Source organism: Maribacter spongiicola, assembly GCF_004364165.1.
In the GTDB taxonomy this organism is placed as follows: Bacteria; Bacteroidota; Bacteroidia; order Flavobacteriales; family Flavobacteriaceae; genus Maribacter; species Maribacter spongiicola.
On sequence record NZ_SOAY01000010.1, the window covers coordinates 583,053 to 602,007 of the forward strand.

Below are 18,955 nucleotides of genomic sequence, written 5' to 3' on the forward strand. Positions count from 1 at the left end.
TATGAATGACGTTTTAAAAACATGTATTGTTGATGATGATTCGATTTACCGTTTTACAATGGTAAAAGCATTAGAATCAACGAAATTCCCTATGGAAATAATGGCTTTTTCTGATGGTGAAGAGGCTATAAATTTTATGCTTGATAATCTTGAAAAAGATTCTGTATTTCCTGATGTTATTTTCTTGGACATTGATATGCCAATCATGGACGGATTTCAGTTCATGGAAGAATATGTGAAAATTAAACCTAGAGTAGGTAAAAAAATCACTATCTATATGGTTTCGTCTTCATTAGATCCTGTAGATATAGAAAGGGCAAATAAAATTAGTGCAATTTCAGATTATATCGTAAAACCAATTGGGTTAAATAGATTAAAAAATATTATTGAAGAATTATTGGAGGACCGTAGAAGCTAACAAACCAAGAGATTGTTATAATCGCGTTTCAGGTTATCATTTGAATGAATCGAGTTAAGCTTAAAAGCTTGAACTGGGTATTTTTGAACGAACCAAAAAATAATTCTATGTCGCTTTTAACAATAATTCTAAATATTTTATTACCTCCATTAGCTGTTTTTCTAAAACATGGTATAGGTACAACATTGTTGATCAGTATTTTATTGACTATGCTAGCTTGGTTGCCCGGTGTAATTCATGCTTTTGTTGTCAATCAAGAATAACTTACATACTTTATAGTTTTGCCTATATATTTGTTGGCAAAGACAAGTAAACCGCACTAATCTCCAATATCAATTGTTGGTTAGTGCGGTTTCTTTTTTTAGCTTATTCTTTTGTCTGTATTTGAGAATCAGTTTCCTATTAACATTAATTATGATAATCAATCTGTTAAACCGTTCTTTTATATAATAACTTTGACTCGTTAGGTGTAAATAGCTCTTACGACTATTATTTTTTTAGCGATAGAATTCACCTACTGTTCCATTTAATTTTGAAGACATGAGTAAATTTTTAAGAATAGTTTTTGGTATTATATTTTTATTAAGTATTAGTTGTAAAGATGTTGATAAGCGCACTACTGGTGAAGCACATAGTAAAAAAGTTGCTCAAGAATTGAAGGAAGAGAAAACATCGGCTATTGTGCAAAATACTATAAAATCACATGGCGGTAGCTTTTACGATACCGCTAATTATGAGTTCGTATTTAGAAATAAAATGTACACTTTTAATAATAATGATGGATACCTATATCGTGTTAATTTTAAGGATAGTTTGCAAAATAATATCGAAGATGTATTACAAAACGGTTCTTTTTCTAGAAAGGTCAATGATAAATTGGTAGATCTATCTGAGAAAGACATAGCAAAATATAGTAATGCCTTAAATTCAGTTATTTATTTTGCCACGTTGCCACATAAACTAAATGATAAAGCGGTACAGAAAGAGGATGTTGGTGAAACCGTAATCAAAGGTGAAGATTACGATGTTATTAGGGTAACATTTGGTAAAGAAGGTGGTGGTACCGATCACGATGATGTTTTTATGTATTGGATAAATAAAAAATCGCACTACATAAATTATTTGGCATATAGCTACAGTACCAATAATGGCGGTGTACGTTTTAGAAGTGCATATAACCCAAGAACTATAGACGGTATTCGTTTTCAAGATTATATCAATTGGGAAGCTCCTATTGGCACTCCGCTAAAAGAGCTTCCAGCTCTTTTAGAAAAAGAAGAGTTGAAAGAATTGTCTAGAATAGAAACGGAAGATGTTCGTAATCTTAATGCGGAAGGTATAGAGTAGGGCCTTTTTAGAACACAATTTACTTATCGTATCTTTGAAAGACTGTGTTTGATACATTTTCAATGCACATTAAACGAACTTGTTTTTTAATTAAATTCCGTCTTGTATGAAGGGTAAGACCTTATTTGAAAATTTTAATCCCATTTCTGAAAAAGAATGGAAACAGAAAATTCAATATGATTTAAAGGGGAAAGATTATAATGAAGAAGTGGTATGGAATTCTCCTGAAGGTATTAAAGTAAAACCTTTTTACCATGCAGAAGATTTAGAGCATATAACAGTTACTTCTTCTCATATTACTTCTTGGAATATTGGTCAGGTTATCTACGCAGGTAATGCCATAATGGCTAATGAAAAAGCACTGAAATATATAGCAAAAGGGGCTGAAGCTATTAAATTTGTTATACCGACCGATGCAGTAGATACTTCAGTTATTTTGAACAATATTGATTTAAATGCAATCAATGTCTATTTTGATATGCAATTTTTGTCTAAAGACTATATAACCCGAACACTAGATAAGGTTTCTAACGCTAATAAAATACATTTTCAAATAGACCCTATTGGTCATCTGGCAAAATCTGGAAATTGGTATGAATCTATGCCTTCAGATATTAATCTAGTCAATGATTTAACAACACTTAATATTGATAATTTATTGAGTGTAGATGTTTCACTTTACCAAAATGCCGGTTCAGATATGGTGCAACAATTGGCAAATGCCTTATCTCATGCCAATGAATATTTAAATATTTTACAAGAACGTGATAATCTCGCTAAACTTAAAAGTGTAGATTTTAAGGTAGCTGTAGGTGGTAATTATTTCTTCGAAATCGCTAAGATAAAAGCGTTGCGCAATCTTTGGAGTGTTCTTGCACAGGCATATGAAATTGCTATTCCATGTCACATTATTACACAGCCTTCTAGACGAAATAAAACCATTTACGATTATAATGTAAACTTGCTTAGAACTACAACCGAATGTATGTCTGCGGTACTAGGTGGGTCTGATGCTGTATTTAATTTAAATTACAATTCTGAATATAAAAAGGATAATGATTTTGCAGAACGTATAGCTTTTAATCAGCTTATTCTATTAAAAGAAGAAAGCTATTTTGATAAGGTAGAAAACCCAGCTGAAGGCAGTTACTATATTGAAACAATAAGTACGCAATTAGCTGAGAAAGCCTTGATTTTGTTTAAGGCAATTGAAAAGGAAGGCGGATTCTTAAAACAGCTAAAAAATCATACCATTCAGAATAGAATTGCTGATAGTGCTCAAAAGCAACAAGAGAAATTTAATACGAAGAAAACTGTTTTGGTAGGTTCTAATGCCTACCAAAATGAGAATGATAAAATGGCACAAGAAATAGAACTCTATCCGTTCGTAAAAAAGAATCCTAGAAAAACATTGATTACTCCGATTATCGAAAAACGATTGGCAGAAGAACTAGAGCAAAACCGTTTGTCACATGAGTAGAAAAGACTTGCAACATATTCAATTGAATGATTCTCGAGAACTAGGTAATACTCAGAAGAATAGTACCTCAGAAACCCAAGAATCAATGTTTACTACGGCAGAAACAATTTCATTAAAAAAGAAATATGCTAAAGAAGATATAGCCGATATCGAGCATTTAAATTTTGGTGCAGGTATACCGCCATTTTTGCGCGGACCCTATTCGACCATGTATGTTTTACGCCCATGGACGATTAGACAATATGCCGGATTTTCAACGGCTAAAGAGAGTAATGAATTTTACAGAAAGAATTTAAAAGCAGGTCAGAAGGGGTTATCGGTCGCGTTTGATTTACCTACCCACAGAGGTTATGATAGTGATCATGAAAGAGTAGTGGGCGATGTTGGTAAAGCAGGTGTTGCCATAGATAGCGTTGAAGATATGAAAGTGCTCTTCGATGGTATTCCGTTAAATGAAATGTCGGTTTCTATGACCATGAATGGGGCGGTTCTTCCAATTATGGCATTTTATATCGTGGCTGCTGAAGAGCAGGGCGTTTCGTTAGATAAGTTAGCGGGTACCATACAAAACGATATTCTTAAAGAATTTATGGTGCGTAACACCTATATCTATCCGCCAAAACCATCTATGCAATTGGTGGCAGACATATTTGAATATACCAGTAAGCACATGCCAAAATTCAATAGTATCAGTATTTCTGGATATCACATGCACGAAGCGGGTGCCCCGGCTCATTTAGAGTTGGCGTATACGCTTTCTGACGGATTAGAATATATAAGAACTGGAATAAAAGCGGGATTACAGATTGATGATTTTGCGCCACGTCTTTCCTTTTTCTGGGGAATAGGGATGAATCACTTTATGGAGATTGCCAAAATGCGGGCAGCAAGAATGCTTTGGGCAAAAGTGGTGAAAGAATTCAATCCGAAGAGCGAAAAATCGTTAATGCTAAGAACGCATTGCCAAACTAGCGGATGGAGCCTTACCGAGCAAGATCCATTTAATAATGTAGCAAGAACGACTATAGAAGCTTCTGCAGCCGTTTTTGGCGGTACGCAAAGCTTACACACAAATGCGTTAGATGAGGCCATAGCGCTGCCTACAGATTTCTCTGCGCGTATTGCTAGAGAAACTCAGATATATCTGCAACAAGAAACGAATATTACCAAGATCGTAGATCCGTGGGCCGGTAGTTATTATGTTGAAAAACTTACACATGAGTTGGTGCATAAGGCTTGGGAGCTAATGGAAGAAGTTGAGAACCTTGGTGGTATGACCAAGGCGATTGAAACCGGAATACCAAAAACTAGAATTGAAGAAGCTGCGGCTAGAAAGCAGGCACGTATTGATAGTCAGCAAGATGTGATTGTAGGGGTCAATAAATATCAATTGACCGAAGAAGATGAGCTTCAGATTTTAGAGGTTGATAATAAAGAGGTTCGTAGACAGCAACTACAGCGATTAGATGAAATAAAGAAAAGTAGAAATACAGCTGTAGTTCATGAAAAGTTGAAGGCGCTGACCATGGCGGCTAAAAGTAAACTTGAAGATGGCGATTCGCAAGAAAATTTATTAGCTTTAGCAGTAGCTGCCGCAAGAGAAAGAGCCACTTTAGGTGAAATAAGTAGTGCTTTAGAAGAGGCATTTGGCAGACATAAGGCAATTATAAATTCATTTACAGGTGTGTATTCAAGAGAAATAAAAGATGATTCAAGTTTTAAGAAGGCTCAAGAGCTAGCTGATCAATTTGCAGAAAAAGATGGTCGTAGACCACGTATTATGGTTGCCAAAATGGGGCAAGATGGTCATGATCGTGGAGCAAAAGTTGTGGCAACTGGTTACGCCGATTTAGGGTTTGATGTAGATATAGGTCCGCTTTTTCAAACTCCGAAAGAAACTGCTAAACAAGCAGTAGAGAACGACGTGCATATATTAGGAATTTCATCGCTCGCTGGCGGACATAAGACTTTGGTGCCAGAAGTGGTTAAAGAACTAAAAAGCTATGGTCGCGAAGATATAATAGTTATTGTTGGCGGGGTAATACCGAAACAAGATTATGATTTTCTAAAGGAGGCTAGTGCTACTGCAGTATTTGGGCCAGGTACCAAAATTAGTGATGCGGCCATACAATTGTTAGAATTGCTTCTAAAGTAAAAACTGACATTAAATCAAATAAAAAATGCCGAACAATTCAATTGCTCGGCATTTTTTTATGTCAATTGTAGTTGTTACGCAGCGGCAACCTCTACGTTACTTTCTTTATTCTTTAGCCAGAAGTATAGAATGGTAAATAGAACTATTAAAATAGCAGGGAATAATACCATAGTACCTAAGGTGTCTTGACCAGATACTAACTCTAATTCATCACCTGTAAAACCTTGTGCTTCAGCAGCAGCTCTGTCAGCGTCGATCCAACTACCAATGATGGGTTGAAAGATAGAAGACGAAAACATACCTATTGCTCCGATGATAGACATACCCAAAGCGCCTGTTTTTGGAGTTTTTGTTGCAGCCAAACCAATCATGTTTGGCCAGAAGTAAGCAACACCAAGTGCAAATATTACAGCAGCAACATAAGCCATAGCTCCGGTTTGTGTGCTAAATAAATAGATACCTAAAGTTGCTAAAACAGCAGATCCTAAAAGAACTCCCGTTTGGTTAAATTTTGCAACCATGCTACCACCAAAATAACGTGCTACAGCCATTAAACCTGCAGTCAGTGCTAAAATTAATGTTGGTTCAGCACCACTTTTAGATAGAATAAGACCTACCCATTGATTTGGTCCGAATTCAGAAATTGCGGTCAGTGCCATACATATTCCGATAAACAAGAATAGGGGAGTAAACATTCCTTTTAAGTTTCCGCTAATGGTAGCAGCTTCTTCCACTTTTGCTTTAGGCCAAGTTTGACCATAAAATAAAAATGCATAAATAACAGCTGGTATTAATAATAACCATACTTGGTTTTGACCAATGATACCGAAATCTGTCATAAAGCCAGATAGCAAGCTACCTACAGCGATACCACCAGGAAACCACATGTGAAACCTATTTAGCATCGTACTCATTCTATTACCTTTATAAGCATCTGCAATCATGGGGTTACAAGCAGCTTCGGTACACCCATTACCAAGACCTATTAATAGATTAGCTACTAAAAGTCCCATATAACTTCCTGAAAAAATTAATAGTAAAATACCAATGGCATGTGCAAAAAATGCAAACTGCATAATTACTTTGCCACCTACTTTATGATAAATTAAACCACCGATTACCATTGCAATTGGGAAACCTAAAAACCACATAGATGTAATTAAACCGGCTTGACTAGCGCTTAATTCTAATTCAGTTTTTAATTGATCCAAAATACCTGCCGCAATGGCAAAAGAGAATGCTGTGGTAATTAAAGCGAAACAGCTGGCATAAAAGAGCCTATTCGCATTTACTTTAGAAGTTGAGTTAGAACTGTCCATATTTGAATTGATTTAGTTGTTGTTTTGGTTAATTTGCTAAACTAATAAAAATGAAATAATATCAGTGCTTTTTTAGTAAAATGATACCTTAAGTACGACAGAAAGCACAAAAAATAGTATTTACACATTTTTTACTGGCTTTTATGCAATACATTATATCTCAAATTTAGGGGTATTGTGTTGATAATGAAGTATTAGGTACCTTGTAGTCTTAAATAACCACCTTTAATTTAAATACTATGAAATACTGTGTTTTAATTCTTCTAGCCACTTTTGTTCTGAGTTGTGGCGATGTAAACAAGCCAACTATGGTAGAAAATGGAACTACAAGTGCTAAAGCAGACATTAATTATAACCCAGAAGCTGTTTTAGATAGTTTAGAGATTGTATTACGTGATCAAGGTACACCAGTTGCAAATTATGTGCATGCGGTACGAACAGGTAATCTTATGTTTTTAGCAGGTAAAGGTCCAAAACAGGCTAATGGTGAAAATATAGTTGGTAAGTTGGGAGATAGTTTAACTATCGAACAAGGTTACCAAGCTGCTCGAGAGGTAGGTATTAATCAATTATCAGTTTTAAAAGCTGAACTTGGTGATTTAAATAAAGTGAAAAGAATTGTTAGTGTACATGGTATGGTAAATGCCTCCCCAGATTTTAAGGACCACTCAAAAGTAATTAATGGTTATTCTGATTTAATGGTTGCCGTTTTTGGAGATAAAGGAAAACACTCACGCGCTGCCGTAGGTATGGGTTCATTGCCAGGTAATATGGCTGTTGAGGTCGAGATGGTTGTGGAGGTTTATGAGTAGGAATTTTCAGGTGAATGAAAATGATTGCAAAGTAGAGTTAAATCAATTTAATAACAGATGGTTGATGTTTACGTCACATTATAGCAAGTTAAGAGCCATAATTTTGTGGTACCTTTTAGTAGGATATGTTCATAATTTGAGTTAGTTCTATAAAGCCGATTAATTTAATCGGCTTTTCTTTTGCCATATAGCAATGACTAATGTATTTAAATAGAATAGATCTTGCTCATCTAATTCTTGTTCTCACTAAAAATAAATACCACCAAAAAGGCAACAATTAGACAAATTGCGAAAAATCCGAAAAGATTAATGTAGTTGGACATAAGTAGGAATTTTCAGCTAAACTATAAAAAGTATGGCAGGGTAACGTTCAACCGTTGTTATTTTCGATGAACCGCAGTAATTTAATAGAATTACAATCATTTTCTAATAAGCGTAAACTAGATTATGATATTTTCACTAGTGATAAACTGATGTCACTTTACATTCCTATCATATCCCTTTTGCTCCAAATTTCATACATTGGCTCATCTTTACTGTTTTTTCCTGTATGTTGCCAATCATCACCCTCGAGTTTATAATTGAATTCTAATTGTGCACCAACTCTAGAGTTGTCTTTAGAGAAAAATTCTATATACTCTTTGTAAATACCATTTTCTGCACTGTATGATCCTCCGCCTGTTCCAGAAAAGCGGAAAGATTCCGTGTCATAGGCAATCCACTGAAATGTATTGTCCATCAAAAGTTTTAAGGTTTTTCTAGTGTTTTCTTCGCCTCTTCTATCTTGACCGGTATCTGGTCCTCTGGTTGCAAAAAGCCACCCGCCATCGAGGTCTTGTGTTGAAGGATTATTTGGTGTTAAGGTCAATTCTTGAAACCAACTCATTTTAAGCTTTTCACCTTCCATACTAAAAGGGATGGAGAGTTGTCTAACGCTATCTTTTTCATAATCAGAATTAAATTCTAAGAGAACCACTAAAAGACTATTCGATGCGGAGTTATCAATCTGAATAAATCCTCCTACGGTTTTTATAAAATTATTCGGGGCTATTTCATACTCGTTATAGATAAAATAATCGTCATTTACTTTAACCTGGTGTACACTTTTTTTGCCATTACTTTCAATGGTATCGGTGTAAATACCAGTTGGAATTTGACTATAACCTACTAAATCGCCAATTAAAAATAGTATACAGATTAGAAAAGGAGCTGATACAGGTGTATTTTTCATTCGAATAATTTAATTTTCGTTTGTTAATTATCTAAAAATAAATTAGTTATATGTTAAATTAAAACAATTTCAATAGAATTATTAAAAAAAATGTTGATGGTCGTAAAAAAACTGAAAACCCTTGTTTTTTCAATTTTTTTGATTTCATTTGTCCTGTTCTTACGCGCTACTTTGTGTGTTCGATATTTCAAGCTTTTAGCTGAACATTATGTATCGTAATTCTATGTTCGGGTTTGAGGGAAATTGGAAGTTTTTCCCACAAATGGCTTATAAGATAGGTTGCCGATTAGTAAAGCAAACTTCCAATTTATATACTGCAATCATGCAAAGTCAGCATGATTATTTCTTTATTCCTACCACACAGAAACAAATCTTGGTGTGATACCGAGTTAAGATGATTACATTTTCTTAACTTTCGACTATAAGTCTAGTTGTTATATTTATACTTTATCAAATTTCATTATAACTTAATTTCATGAATACCAAATACATTGATCTTATCGATCAAACTTATTATTTTCCACAAGAAGAGTTTAATTTAGATGGTGAGTACCTACAATTTCACGGCATACCCTTAAATGAATTGGTTCAAAAATATGGTAGCCCATTAAAATTCACTTACCTACCAAAAATTTCTGATAATATACTTAGAGCTAAAAATTGGTTCGCAAATGCTATAGAGAAGAATAATTATAAGGGTAAATACCATTATTGCTATTGTACTAAAAGCTCGCATTTTCAACATGTAATGCATGAAGCTTTAAAGAATGAGATCCATATGGAAACCTCATCTGCCTTTGATATTAATATTATCGAGAAGCTTAAGAAAGATGGTAAATTAACCGATCAAACATATGTTATCTGTAACGGCTTTAAACGTGAAAAATATATTGACAATATAGCACGATTAATCAATAGTGGGCATCAAAATTGTGTACCTATTATTGATAATTATGAAGAAATAGATTTATTGTCAGATGCTATTAATGACACCTTTAAAGTAGGTATTCGTATTGCATCAGAAGAAGAACCAAAATTCGAATTCTATACTTCGCGTTTAGGTATCGGGTACAAAAACATTGTTCCTTTTTACGAAAATCAAATAAAAGATAATGACAAGGTTGAGCTTAAAATGCTTCACTTTTTTATTAATACAGGTATTCGTGACAATGCGTATTATTGGAACGAGCTTGTAAAATGTTTAAAAGTATATGTTCGTTTAAAGAAAATATGCCCGTCATTAGATAGCTTAAATATTGGTGGAGGTTTTCCCATTAAAAACTCATTGGCTTTCGAGTACGATTACCAGTACATGATCAATGAGATTTTAAATCAGATCAATATTACATGTTCAGAGGCTGATGTTCCTGTACCTCATATTTTTACAGAATTCGGTAGCTTTACAGTAGGTGAAAGTGGTGGCGCTATTTATGAAATATTATATCAGAAGCAACAGAACGATCGCGAGAAATGGAATATGATCGATTCATCTTTCATTACAACATTACCAGATACTTGGGCAATCAATAAAAGATTTATAATGTTGCCTATTAATCGTTGGAACGATGAATATGAGCGTGTTTTGCTTGGTGGTCTAACCTGTGATAGTGACGATTATTATAATAGCGAGCAAAATATGAACGCTATATATTTACCTAGATATAAAAGAGAGAAGCCATTATATATAGGCTTTTTCAATACAGGTGCCTATCAAGAATCTATTGGTGGTTATGGCGGGTTACAGCATTGTCTAATACCGCAGCCTAAACATATTTTGATAGATAAGGATGAAAACGGTAACTTCACTTACAAACAGTTCAGAGCCCAACAAAAGGCAGAAGATCTTTTAGATATTTTAGGGTATGATGTTACTGCTGAAGATGAATAAAAATAGTATAATTACAAAGACCGATATTTATAAAAATTCGTATATAGAATTGAAAATAGTACTAAAAAACCACTTAACAATAGCTAAAATATCATGAGTACATCTAAGAATTATGCCGGTATTTCCGATGAATTCGCACAACTAGAAAAATCGAAAATTATCTTGATACCTGTTCCTTATGACGGAACCAGTACTTGGGGTAAAGGAGCGGACAAAGGTCCAGATGCTTTTTTAGAAGCTTCTGAAAACATGGAAATGTATGATATTGAAACCGATTCTGAAGTATACAGACAAGGTATACATTTAACAGCACCAATTACAGAGAATAGCTCTCCTGAGGCGATGGTTAACGAAGTACATAGCATTACAAAAGACTTTATTAAGCGTAATAAGTTTGTAACCTTGTTCGGCGGCGAACATTCAATTTCCATAGGTTCTATACGTGCATTTAATGAATGTTTCGATAATTTAACGGTATTACATATAGATGCACATGCTGATTTAAGAGAATCATATGGCGGTACAAAGTATAACCACGCCTGTGCCGTATATGAAGCTAACCAAACTACAAATTTGGTACAGGTTGGTATTCGTTCTATGGATATTATTGAAAAAACCTTAATGGACGATGATAAAACTTTCTTCGCCCATGATATGGTCAATGATGAATATTGGACAGATAAAGTGATTGAAGCAATGACCGAGAATGTATTTATTACATTTGATCTAGATGCTTTTGATCCTTCTATTATGCCTTCTACAGGAACCCCAGAGCCAGGCGGATTACTTTGGTACGAAACTTTGGAATTCTTAAAGCAGGTTTTTGAAGATAAGAACGTGGTAGGTTTTGATATTGTAGAACTATGCCCTAATAAAAATGATAAATCGTCAGATTTCTTGGCGGCAAAACTATATTATAAAATGCTTAGCTATAAATTTGCTGGGCAAGATATAGATCAAGAGTATGACAATACTTTTGATGTAGATTACAAAGCAAATACAAATTCAAAATTTGAAGATGACGAAGAATAAAGGTGCAATCACCAATTTTATTGAAAAATACTATTTACATTTTAATGCCGCTGCATTGGTCGATGCTGCAAAAGGCTATGAAGAGCAATTAGAGAATGGTGCCAAAATGTTGGTTTCGTTAGCTGGTGCTATGTCTACTGCAGAAATCGGTAAAATTTTTGCTGAAGTAATTCGGCAAGATAAGGTGCAAATCATTTCTTGTACGGGTGCGAATCTTGAAGAGGATATCATGAACCTGGTAGCACATTCTCATTATAAACGAGTACCTAACTACAGAGATTTGACTCCGCAAGACGAGTGGGATCTGTTAGAAAAAGGTTTGAACCGTGTTACAGATACGTGTATACCAGAAGAAGAGGCTTTTAGAAGATTACAAGAGCATATTTTCAAAATCTGGAAAGATGCCGATGATAAAGGCGAGCGTTTTTTACCACATGAATTCATGTACAAAATGCTACTTTCAGGCGTTTTAGAGGAATATTACGAAATAGACCTTAAAGACTCGTGGATGTATGCTGCAGCAGAAAAGAATTTACCTATTATTTGCCCAGGATGGGAAGATAGTACTATGGGTAACATTTTTGCGTCTTATGTAATGAAAGGTGAGTTGAAAGCAAGTACCATGAAATCAGGTATTGAATACATGACCTTTTTAGCAGATTGGTATACTGCCAACTCTGAAAACGGAATCGGATTCTTTCAAATTGGTGGTGGTATCGCTGGTGATTTCCCAATTTGTGTAGTACCGATGTTATATCAAGATATGGAGCGTACAGACACTCCTTTCTGGAGCTATTTCTGTCAAATAAGTGATAGTACAACTAGTTACGGATCTTATTCTGGTGCCGTACCTAATGAAAAGATAACGTGGGGTAAATTAGATATTAATACTCCTAAATTTATTATAGAAAGTGATGCGACAATTGTTGCTCCCTTGATTTTTGCTTACCTATTAGATATGTAATTATGGACAAGAACGCACATTTAAATAGAGTCATTGTCGACTTTAAAAAATTGACCCCGGAAGTTCTTAAACTTTTGGTAGAAAGATACCCGGATGGGTATGATGATCGTAATATTATTTCCTTTAGAAACGGACAAGGTGAACGTATAGAGGCAGTTGAGGTTTTAACTGAAGACACTAAGTATTTAGTAAAAATCAGTGCCAAGCTAGAGTACACGATGGAAAATTATGATGAGGATGATTACGAAGATTTCGATGATGATGATCCAACAGCAGTAGTTGAACCAGATCCAGAGGATATGGTAGATGGTGCAGACGAAGATTAATTTTTTTGATACACCATTAAGAATACTTATTAAAATTCCGGTTTGCTTTTAGTAAGCCGGAAAATTTTTTCTACATATAATTTAAACTAAATATCGTTGTGCATACAACAGATAAATGAAGATTGACGAAATTGAAAATATCGAATTAAAGTTTTTGGACCTTGATGATTATCAAGAATTGAAAGCTGCTATGATTTCTGCTTATACCAATATGCCTGGTTCATACTGGAAAGAGGAACATATAAAATCTTTAATCGATAAATTTCCAGAAGGGCAAGTAGTTATAAAAATCAATGGACAAATAGCTGGCGTAGCGCTGTCTATTATTGTTGATTATAATGCGTTTGACGATAACCATACTTACGAACAGATTACTGGTAAATATACTTTCGATACCCATGATAATGAAGGTGATGTGCTCTATGGAATAGAGGTTTTTATAAAACCTAGTTTTAGGGGCTTACGTTTGGGGCGTCGTTTGTATGATTATAGAAAAGAACTATGTGAGAAGTTAAACTTAAAGAGTATTGTATTTGGTGGTCGTATGCCTAACTACCATTCTTATGCATCAGAACTTTCGCCAAAAGAATATATTGCCAAGGTTCGTCGTAAAGAAATTCATGATCCCGTACTGAATTTTCAAATCAGTAACGACTTTCATCCTGCTAAAGTAATGAAAGGGTATTTAGATGGTGATAAAGCTTCTCAAGACTTTGCTATTTTGATGGAGTGGGATAATATCTATTATCAAAAACCAAATAAAAAGGCGGCTACCAAAAAATCAATTGTTCGTTTAGGGTTGATACAATGGCAAATGCGCCCTTATAAAGATTTAGAGGAACTTTTACAACAAGCGGAATTTTTCATAGACTCTGTTTCAGGTTATAGGTCCGATTTTGCACTATTTCCAGAGTTTTTTAATGCACCCTTAATGGCAGGAAACAATCATATGTCTACAGCCGATGCTATTAGAGAGCTAGCCAAACATACCCAAGCCATAGTTCAGAGATTTTCTGAATTTTCTATTTCTTATAATATCAACATTATTTCTGGTAGTATGCCTGAAATGATTGACGGTCGACTTTATAATGTTGGTTATTTATGTAGACGCGATGGTAGTATGGAGCGTTATGAAAAGCTTCACGTTACCCCAGATGAAGCAAAAGTTTGGGGAATGCAAGGTGGTACTCAGTTAAAGACTTTTGATACCGACTGTGGAAAAATAGGGGTTTTAATTTGTTATGATTCTGAATTTCCTGAGTTAAGTAGGTTGCTGGCAGATGATGGTATGGATATTTTATTTGTTCCGTTTTTGACCGATACCCAAAATGGATATTCTCGTGTTCGCCATTGCGCTCAGGCAAGAGCAATCGAAAACGAATGCTACGTAGCTATTGCCGGTAGTGTTGGTAACTTGCCAAATGTTGAGAATATGGACATACAGTTCGCTCAATCTATGGTATTTACCCCGTGCGATTTTTCTTTTCCGACCAATGGTATCAAAGCGGAAGCTACCCCAAATACAGAAATGATCTTAATCGCAGATGTGGATATTGACCTACTGCGAGAGCTTAATCAATTTGGCGCTGTTCGTAATTTAAAGGACAGAAGAACAGATTTATTCGAGTTAAAAAAGAAATAATGATAACTCCGTTAGTTCGGAGTCAAAAATAAACAATGTTGGATAATTTACAGATAATAGGTAGTGAAGAGTGGTGTGTTTTTAATGATTTGGGTATCCCTGCCATAAAAGCAAGGGTAGATTCTGGAGCTAAAACATCTTCTATACAAGCTACCAATTTAAAAATAGTATCAAAAGGGGGTCATGAATGGGTAAAATTTGAAGTGAGCCCATTACAAGAAAACCGCAGTATTGGCATCGAATGCCAAGCAAGATTGGTAGACCGTCGTATGGTAAAAAGCTCATCAGGTATTTCTGAAGAACGTTTAGTTATAAAAACACCTGTAACTATTGGCGATTCTACTTTTGAAATAGAGCTTACGCTTGCCAATAGAGATACGATGGAGTTTCGTATGTTGTTAGGTAGAGAGGCATTGAATGATCGTTTTATAGTAAACCCTGCTTTAAATTATCAATTGCAAAACTTTGAAGATGCAGAGGTCAATAAAATGTACGCGCCTTACTTTAAAGAAAAAACCGGATTAAAAATTGCTTTATTAGCTAGTAACCCAAGCTTATATAGTAATAAAAGAATTGTGGAAGCTGCTGAAGCTAGAGGTCATGAAATTGATTTCTTAAATGTAGAGCAGGCCTACATGAAACTTGATGCGCATTCTCCAGAAATTAGATATCGTGGTGGGATCATTTTAAAAGATTACGATGCCGTTATACCACGTATTAAACCGTCGGTAACTTTTTATGGTTGTGCATTAATACGGCAATTCAATAACTTGGGCGTGTATTGTCAAAATTCTGCGGAGGCCATTACGCAATCTAGAGATAAGTTATTTGCGTCGCAGTTATTCTCAAAGAACGATATTCATATTCCTATTACAGGGTTTGCAAAATCACCGATGGATACCAAAGACTTGATTAAAATGGTTAATGGTGCGCCGTTAATTATTAAGCTTTTAGAAAGCACACAAGGTAAAGGTGTTGTTTTGGCAGAAACCAATAAGGCTGCAGAAAGTGTTATTAACGCGTTTAAAAGTGTTAATACCAATATTCTGGTACAAGAGTTTATTAAAGAAGCGAACGGGCAAGATATTCGTTGTTTCGTGGTAAACGGTAGAGTAGTGGCAAGTATGCAAAGACAAGCTCAAAAAGGGGAGTTTAGGGCTAATATTCATCAAGGTGGAATTGCCTCTATTATTAAGATTACTCCCGATGAAAAGAAATTAGCTTTAAAGGCTGCCAAGGTATTGAACCTTGCTGTTGCCGGTGTAGATATTATTCGTTCTAATAAAGGACCATTGTTGTTAGAGGTAAACTCTTCACCAGGTTTAGAAGGTATAGAAAATGCTACAGGTAAAGATATTGCCAATGCAATGATCATGGCAATTGAAAAACGATTGAAATTTGCTAACTAATATAAATTTGAAGAACAGGTTAAACCCTGTTCTTCAAATTTTCTAACATTACTTCTGTAGTTTTTTGAAGGTCAAATTCGGCCTTCCAACCCCAATCTTTCTGTGCAGTGGTATCGTCGATGCTACTTGGCCATGAATTTGCAATCTGTTGTCTAAAATCGGGTTCGTAGGCTATTTTAAATTTTGGTAGTACAGTCTTTATATTTTCGGCCATTTCTTTGGGTGTAAAACTCATTGCCGCCAAATTGTATGCAGAACGTTCTTTAATATGCTCTTCTGGTGCTTCCATTATCTGTAAAGTGGCACGTATGGCATCGTCCATGAACATCATAGGTAATTTAGTATCCTCTTCAAGAAAACAGGTATATGAGCCATCAGAAAGTGCTTTATGATAGATTTCTACGGCGTAATCTGTAGTTCCGCCACCTGGCATTGTTTTCCAGCTGATAAGTCCTGGGTAACGTATGCTTCTTACATCCACATTAAACTTGTTAAAGTAATACTCGCACCAACGTTCTCCACTTTGCTTGCTTATGCCATAAACCGTACTAGGTTCCATTATGGTATTCTGCGGAGTATCTTCTTTGGGAGTGTTTGGACCAAAAACAGCAATACTAGAAGGCCAGAAAATCTTGTTTATCTTTTTCTCCTTTGCTAAATTCAATACATTGAAAAGGGTGTTCATATTAAGGTTCCATGCACGCATGGGGAATTTCTCTGCAGTTGCACTCAACATGGCCGCCATTAAATATACCTCGGAGATATCATGATAGGCTATAATTTCTTCAAGTGCATCGTAGTTAGTGGCGTCTAAAATTTCAAACGGTCCAGATTGCATAAGCTCATCGTTACCTTCTCTAATATCGCTGGCGATAACATGGTCACTTCCGTATTTTTCTCTAAGCGTTAAGGTAAGTTCTGTTCCTATTTGACCACAGGCCCCGATAATCAATATGTATTTTGGCATTAAAAATTTCGTTAAATGAATTTGAGATAAAGATACCTTTTCTTAAAATTTGTACATTCGCTTATGTCCAAAATTATCTATTTTTTATTCATTGTTACACTGGTCGCTTCTTGTAAAGAAGCCCCATCAGAAATCGCTACTCTTCACGAATCTCGTTGGGAAGAGACAACAGATAGTTTACCGACTAAAATACGCGTAGACCCAAAGGCACAGCTAATCTTAAATGATTGGCGCGAATATAGTGCGCTAGACAAGAGTTTTGATAAAATCAATACTTCTGAAAATATTGAAGATTTTACCCTTGTAGTTGAGGAGTTGATAGAGAATCAGAATAAAATGGAGCTTGCCGAGTATCCTGAAAAATTTAATATTCCACAAATAAAAGGACGCCAAAAGCTTTTTAAAACCTTTGTTTTAAAAACAAAGGGAGATTTGGAGTACAGACAGAATCCGAAGGAATCCATCATACAAATGATTAAGGCATATAATGATTTAAGAAATCAATTTAATGTTGAGGTAAATAATACCTTGCCAGAAGAATTACGAGCTAATGAAGATAACTAACCAATTACTGGTTGGCGTACCCATCAATTTGGCAGATAAATTAGTGGAGCCAAAAAAGAAGAAGGTTATTTGATCTTAAAAGAGCTTTAAAAAAATGGACCAAAAAAGGCGAATCATTTAGATTCGCCTTTTTTGGTCAATAACAATGTGGTCTTATTTCTTCTCTTCTGGCGACTCTTTTCTAGAGGTCAGAGCTTGCTTGCTTAAACTAGCCAAGTTGAAATTAGGGTCAATTGCCAAAGCCTCGTCTAAAGTTGCTATTGCTTGGTCAATATTACTTTTATCCATATTGTATTGAATAAGCGCTTTTACATGAATAAATGCAGCTTTTAATGGAACTTCATATGGTTGTTGACGCTCATAGAATGCATATTTCATATCATCTGTAGCATTTAAAATACCATATTCAACATGCTTCATTGCCCCTGCGTTATCGCCGGTCTGTACTTTTAAATCTGCCAATTCATAGGCAAGGTATGCATTTGGATCCCTTAAGTATAAAGCTTCAAACTGCTCTAAAGCTCTTTTTGGCTGGTTCATAGCTTTTAAAGAAACCGCTTTTACTTGAATAGCTAAATTAGAATCAGAATCTAATTTCTCGATTCCGATAATGTTCAATGCCTGTAAATGTTGATTGTCATTTGCATAGATATATGCAAGGGTGTCATTACGTTGTTCAGATGGAGATAAAATATTTAAGTGTGTCAATGCATTGATTACACCATCAACATCGCCTTGTAAACGCATTTGATCATAAAATGCTTCGTAATGCTTTAGTAATTCTGATTTGGTTTGTGAATATCCATAACTACCTGATAATAATACGGCAGCTACAACTATTAAAACTGATTTTTTCATCTTTCTTGTTCTTTTTAAAGTGCGCTAAACTATTAAAATAATCTGTATGATGCTGTTAAGGAAAGGTTTAAATGTTAGAAATGAAAAAGGCGCCCTACAAGGCGCCTTTTTTAACTTCAATAGCTTTTAACTTCTTAAGCTATTTCTAACCTGTTATTAGATTTTTTAAAAGAATTTAAAAGCTGTGTGTAAAAGCCAATACTTTTATTGTCTTTTTCAACACATGAAATTAGAAACTTACACAAGTTATTAAATAATAGGTTTGTGTAAAATGTTGGTAAATAAGTATTTACCGTTTTAGGGTCATACAGGCTATCGTCTTCTATAACCTCCATTTTAATTCTATGGCGATGATAGTCTATAGTTACATTTGTTGCATTATAGTATTTTTTCAATAATGCAATATGTAGTTCTTCGTACTTTTTAGAACCGTTTGGGTTCTTACAACTTAGGGAGATGAGCTTCTCTAATTCAACTAAAACCCTCTCCCGTAATTTATCTTTCTTCATAATATTATGGCTTTATATTGTTAAACAAAGGTAT

Annotated in this window: 18 protein-coding genes; 13 read left to right on the forward strand and 5 right to left on the reverse strand. The window is 34.9% G+C overall.

Annotated features, from left to right (window positions below; genetic code table 11):
• The first annotated feature begins 1 nt into the window (after position 1).
• From CLV90_RS03130 to scpA, 5 genes are all read left to right on the forward strand, one after another.
• A complete protein-coding gene (locus tag CLV90_RS03130) occupies positions 2 to 418 on the forward strand; it encodes a response regulator (RefSeq protein ID WP_133686056.1) in 417 nt (138 codons plus the stop codon).
• 107 nt (positions 419 to 525) lie between these two features.
• Positions 526 to 681, forward strand: a complete 156-nt coding sequence (locus CLV90_RS03135) for a YqaE/Pmp3 family membrane protein (RefSeq protein ID WP_133671524.1) — start codon at positions 526 to 528, stop codon at positions 679 to 681.
• A gap of 277 nt (positions 682 to 958) precedes the next feature.
• A complete protein-coding gene (locus CLV90_RS03140; protein WP_133686057.1) occupies positions 959 to 1,765 on the forward strand; it encodes a DUF6503 family protein in 807 nt (268 codons plus the stop codon).
• A gap of 106 nt (positions 1,766 to 1,871) precedes the next feature.
• Positions 1,872 to 3,245 (forward strand): methylmalonyl-CoA mutase subunit beta, encoded by a 1,374-nt coding sequence (locus CLV90_RS03145; RefSeq protein ID WP_133686058.1) that lies wholly within the window; start codon positions 1,872 to 1,874, stop codon positions 3,243 to 3,245.
• A complete protein-coding gene (gene scpA, locus CLV90_RS03150; protein WP_133686059.1) occupies positions 3,238 to 5,400 on the forward strand; it encodes a methylmalonyl-CoA mutase in 2,163 nt (720 codons plus the stop codon). Before CLV90_RS03145 ends, scpA begins: the two co-directional genes overlap by 8 nt.
• A gap of 74 nt (positions 5,401 to 5,474) precedes the next feature.
• On the opposite strand, the gene CLV90_RS03155 is transcribed toward scpA, so the two are convergent.
• Positions 5,475 to 6,719, reverse strand: coding sequence for an MFS transporter (locus CLV90_RS03155; protein WP_133686060.1), 1,245 nt, complete (start codon positions 6,717 to 6,719; stop codon positions 5,475 to 5,477).
• Positions 6,720 to 6,958: 239 nt separating this feature from the next.
• Here CLV90_RS03155 and CLV90_RS03160 point away from each other — a divergent pair, with 239 nt between their 5' ends.
• A complete protein-coding gene (locus CLV90_RS03160) occupies positions 6,959 to 7,531 on the forward strand; it encodes a RidA family protein (RefSeq protein WP_208295086.1) in 573 nt (190 codons plus the stop codon).
• A 481-nt stretch (positions 7,532 to 8,012) separates the two neighbouring features.
• Here the strand turns inward: CLV90_RS03160 and CLV90_RS03165 are convergent, their stop codons facing one another.
• Entirely contained in the window at positions 8,013 to 8,762 is a 750-nt protein-coding gene (locus CLV90_RS03165) for a hypothetical protein (protein ID WP_243835253.1), read from the reverse strand.
• 475 nt (positions 8,763 to 9,237) lie between these two features.
• Between CLV90_RS03165 and CLV90_RS03170 the strand changes: the two genes are divergently transcribed.
• From CLV90_RS03170 to rimK, 6 genes are all read left to right on the forward strand, one after another.
• A complete protein-coding gene (locus tag CLV90_RS03170) occupies positions 9,238 to 10,650 on the forward strand; it encodes a type III PLP-dependent enzyme domain-containing protein (RefSeq protein WP_133686061.1) in 1,413 nt (470 codons plus the stop codon).
• A 93-nt stretch (positions 10,651 to 10,743) separates the two neighbouring features.
• The gene (gene speB / locus CLV90_RS03175; RefSeq protein ID WP_133686062.1) at positions 10,744 to 11,682 is read left to right on the forward strand and encodes an agmatinase; all 939 of its coding nucleotides are present in this window, start codon (positions 10,744 to 10,746) and stop codon (positions 11,680 to 11,682) included.
• Positions 11,669 to 12,646 carry a deoxyhypusine synthase family protein gene (locus CLV90_RS03180; protein WP_133686063.1) on the forward strand — a complete coding sequence of 326 codons (978 nt, stop codon included), beginning with the start codon at positions 11,669 to 11,671 and terminating at the stop codon, positions 12,644 to 12,646. Before speB ends, CLV90_RS03180 begins: the two co-directional genes overlap by 14 nt.
• Positions 12,647 to 12,648: 2 nt before the next feature.
• Entirely contained in the window at positions 12,649 to 12,972 is a 324-nt protein-coding gene (locus CLV90_RS03185) for a hypothetical protein (RefSeq protein ID WP_133686064.1), read from the forward strand.
• Positions 12,973 to 13,087: 115 nt separating this feature from the next.
• On the forward strand, positions 13,088 to 14,614 hold the full coding sequence (locus CLV90_RS03190; RefSeq protein WP_133686065.1) for a bifunctional GNAT family N-acetyltransferase/carbon-nitrogen hydrolase family protein: 1,527 nt from the start codon (positions 13,088 to 13,090) through the stop codon (positions 14,612 to 14,614).
• A gap of 35 nt (positions 14,615 to 14,649) precedes the next feature.
• Positions 14,650 to 16,023 carry a 30S ribosomal protein S6--L-glutamate ligase gene (rimK, locus tag CLV90_RS03195; RefSeq protein WP_133686066.1) on the forward strand — a complete coding sequence of 458 codons (1,374 nt, stop codon included), beginning with the start codon at positions 14,650 to 14,652 and terminating at the stop codon, positions 16,021 to 16,023.
• 19 nt (positions 16,024 to 16,042) lie between these two features.
• Here the strand turns inward: rimK and CLV90_RS03200 are convergent, their stop codons facing one another.
• On the reverse strand, positions 16,043 to 16,990 hold the full coding sequence (locus CLV90_RS03200) for an NAD-dependent epimerase/dehydratase family protein (RefSeq protein ID WP_133686067.1): 948 nt from the start codon (positions 16,988 to 16,990) through the stop codon (positions 16,043 to 16,045).
• 63 nt (positions 16,991 to 17,053) lie between these two features.
• Here CLV90_RS03200 and CLV90_RS03205 point away from each other — a divergent pair, with 63 nt between their 5' ends.
• Entirely contained in the window at positions 17,054 to 17,554 is a 501-nt protein-coding gene (locus tag CLV90_RS03205) for a hypothetical protein (RefSeq protein WP_133686068.1), read from the forward strand.
• A 153-nt stretch (positions 17,555 to 17,707) separates the two neighbouring features.
• On the opposite strand, the gene CLV90_RS03210 is transcribed toward CLV90_RS03205, so the two are convergent.
• Both CLV90_RS03210 and CLV90_RS03215 read right to left on the reverse strand, forming a co-directional pair.
• Complete coding sequence (locus CLV90_RS03210; protein WP_133686069.1) at positions 17,708 to 18,412, reverse strand: tetratricopeptide repeat protein; 705 nt, start codon at positions 18,410 to 18,412, stop codon at positions 17,708 to 17,710.
• A 134-nt stretch (positions 18,413 to 18,546) separates the two neighbouring features.
• Positions 18,547 to 18,921 carry a hypothetical protein gene (locus CLV90_RS03215; protein WP_073241934.1) on the reverse strand — a complete coding sequence of 125 codons (375 nt, stop codon included), beginning with the start codon at positions 18,919 to 18,921 and terminating at the stop codon, positions 18,547 to 18,549.
• Positions 18,922 to 18,955: the final 34 nt, after the last annotated feature.

Bases quoted from the DNA above. Each gene is read 5' to 3' on its own strand.
- CLV90_RS03130 (WP_133686056.1), top strand. From the start codon at position 2: ATGAATGACGTTTTAAAAACATGTATTGTTGATGATGATTCGATTTAC.
- CLV90_RS03135 (WP_133671524.1), top strand. From the start codon at position 526: ATGTCGCTTTTAACAATAATTCTAAATATTTTATTACCTCCATTAGCT.
- CLV90_RS03140 (WP_133686057.1), top strand. From the start codon at position 959: ATGAGTAAATTTTTAAGAATAGTTTTTGGTATTATATTTTTATTAAGT.
- CLV90_RS03145 (WP_133686058.1), top strand. From the start codon at position 1,872: ATGAAGGGTAAGACCTTATTTGAAAATTTTAATCCCATTTCTGAAAAA.
- scpA (WP_133686059.1), top strand. From the start codon at position 3,238: ATGAGTAGAAAAGACTTGCAACATATTCAATTGAATGATTCTCGAGAA.
- CLV90_RS03155 (WP_133686060.1), bottom strand. From the start codon at position 6,719: ATGGACAGTTCTAACTCAACTTCTAAAGTAAATGCGAATAGGCTCTTT.
- CLV90_RS03160 (WP_208295086.1), top strand. From the start codon at position 6,959: ATGAAATACTGTGTTTTAATTCTTCTAGCCACTTTTGTTCTGAGTTGT.
- CLV90_RS03165 (WP_243835253.1), bottom strand. From the start codon at position 8,762: ATGAAAAATACACCTGTATCAGCTCCTTTTCTAATCTGTATACTATTT.
- CLV90_RS03170 (WP_133686061.1), top strand. From the start codon at position 9,238: ATGAATACCAAATACATTGATCTTATCGATCAAACTTATTATTTTCCA.
- speB (WP_133686062.1), top strand. From the start codon at position 10,744: ATGAGTACATCTAAGAATTATGCCGGTATTTCCGATGAATTCGCACAA.
- CLV90_RS03180 (WP_133686063.1), top strand. From the start codon at position 11,669: ATGACGAAGAATAAAGGTGCAATCACCAATTTTATTGAAAAATACTAT.
- CLV90_RS03185 (WP_133686064.1), top strand. From the start codon at position 12,649: ATGGACAAGAACGCACATTTAAATAGAGTCATTGTCGACTTTAAAAAA.
- CLV90_RS03190 (WP_133686065.1), top strand. From the start codon at position 13,088: ATGAAGATTGACGAAATTGAAAATATCGAATTAAAGTTTTTGGACCTT.
- rimK (WP_133686066.1), top strand. From the start codon at position 14,650: ATGTTGGATAATTTACAGATAATAGGTAGTGAAGAGTGGTGTGTTTTT.
- CLV90_RS03200 (WP_133686067.1), bottom strand. From the start codon at position 16,990: ATGCCAAAATACATATTGATTATCGGGGCCTGTGGTCAAATAGGAACA.
- CLV90_RS03205 (WP_133686068.1), top strand. From the start codon at position 17,054: ATGTCCAAAATTATCTATTTTTTATTCATTGTTACACTGGTCGCTTCT.
- CLV90_RS03210 (WP_133686069.1), bottom strand. From the start codon at position 18,412: ATGAAAAAATCAGTTTTAATAGTTGTAGCTGCCGTATTATTATCAGGT.
- CLV90_RS03215 (WP_073241934.1), bottom strand. From the start codon at position 18,921: ATGAAGAAAGATAAATTACGGGAGAGGGTTTTAGTTGAATTAGAGAAG.